The sequence below is a fragment of the Collinsella sp. TM09-10AT genome (assembly GCF_003436275.1).
Classification (GTDB): Bacteria; Actinomycetota; Coriobacteriia; order Coriobacteriales; family Coriobacteriaceae; genus Collinsella.
The window spans coordinates 1-1,458 of record NZ_QSOP01000050.1; the positions used below are offsets into that span (position 1 = coordinate 1).

Consider the following 1,458-nt stretch of genomic DNA (forward strand, 5'->3'; position numbering starts at 1 on the left):
GGCTCTGTTAGACCAAATTTGACACGATCGGCTGTTCGTCGAACCGGGAAATAATCGGGCTATCCCCGCTCATCGCGGTCCCCGCCCTCCCCGTCAGCCTTCCCCGAAGATCCCAGCCTGACGTCGAAGGGCAGGCCGCCCTCGCGGATCACCGCCCTGAGGAATATGTTCATGGCGCCCGACATGGAGAGCCCGAGCTCGTCGAGCACGGCCACGGCCTCCCTTTTGACCTCGGGATCGATTCTTATCGTGGTGGCCGGGACGTTCGATGTCATTGCCGCTCCTTCCGCGGTCGCTGCTCCGTGGCCACCATTTTAATTCGCTAGGCCGCCCGCCCGTCCCAGTAGTCCATGAGGGGAGGCTCGAGGCCGAACATGCCGCGGACGCGGGTCGGGCAGGAGCCGTTGGCGAGCTGGCGGGCGACCGTGGACTCCGCCGCGCGCGAGCCCGCCGCCATGAAGGTGCGGCACCAGCGGAACCAGTCGAGGTAGGCGGCGAGGTGCTTGGTGGACACGCCCTTGAAGCGTGCCATGAACGATTCGAGGAGCGAATGGACGGTGTTGATGCGGTTGATGGTGCCCTCCGAACGGTCCTTGGAGTCATAGGATTCATGCGAGGCGACCTTCAGGTCGCGCAGCACGTCGATGTATGCGGCCGCCTTGTCCGTGGCGACGACCGCGCCCGCGCCGATGCGGTCGCGAAGGGCCTCCGCCGCGCGCCTGCGCGAGACGACGCCGCGCCCCGAGACCTCGAAGAAGGTGGCGTTCGTGTCGCTGACGCCCGTCATGACGCAGACCTGCTCGCGGGAGAGGCCGCGCTTGTGGACCTGCCTGCCGCGGTGGCGAGCCTTCCTCGGCAGGGTGAAGGAGCCCTTTGAATGGTTGCCCTTGAAGGACTCGGGGAAGTACGTCTCGTCGAGCTCGCAGGCCTGCCCCTGCCCCACATGGAACGTGGGCGAGTATTCCTTCAGGCACTCGATGAGCCTGTGGCGCATGGTCCAGGCGGTCTTGAGGCAGACGCCGCAGCGGCCGGCGCACTCGCGGAGCGGGAGCATGAGGGCGAAGCACTCGGCATAGGCCATCCAGGTCTCGCGGGGCAGCTTGCTCGTGCCGAGGATCCGGTCGGTGGAGCCGGAGAACGTTCTGCCGCAGTCGCGGCAGAGGTAGCGCTGCTCGCCGTTCCTGGACTTGCCCTTCTTGACGATGGCGACCGAGCCGCAGCGGGGGCAGCGCTCCACCTCATAGCCATCTCCCGCCGCATCGTCGAACATGGCGGCGCGGACGACGTCCCCGACCAACTCGACGGCCTTGCGGCGCTCGGTCCTGCTGAGCTTCGCCAGGCTCTTCTTGAGGGTGATGACCAGGTCGTCTGCATCCATGGGGGGCTCCTTCGACGTTAATTGAAGGGTACCGCCTCGCGGTGACATCGTTTTTATGTCAACCTTGGTCTAACAGAGCC

2 protein-coding genes are annotated in these 1,458 nt (G+C 66.0%); both read right to left on the reverse strand.

Features of this window, described 5'->3' with window-relative positions:
* Positions 1 to 59: 59 nt before the first annotated feature.
* Complete coding sequence (locus DXD77_RS10200) at positions 60 to 275, reverse strand: type II toxin-antitoxin system RelB/DinJ family antitoxin (RefSeq protein WP_117648575.1); 216 nt, start codon at positions 273 to 275, stop codon at positions 60 to 62.
* Between the two features lie 47 nt (positions 276 to 322).
* On the reverse strand, positions 323 to 1,378 hold the full coding sequence (locus tag DXD77_RS10205; protein WP_158549142.1) for an IS1595 family transposase: 1,056 nt from the start codon (positions 1,376 to 1,378) through the stop codon (positions 323 to 325).
* Between the last annotated feature and the right edge of the window lie 80 nt (positions 1,379 to 1,458).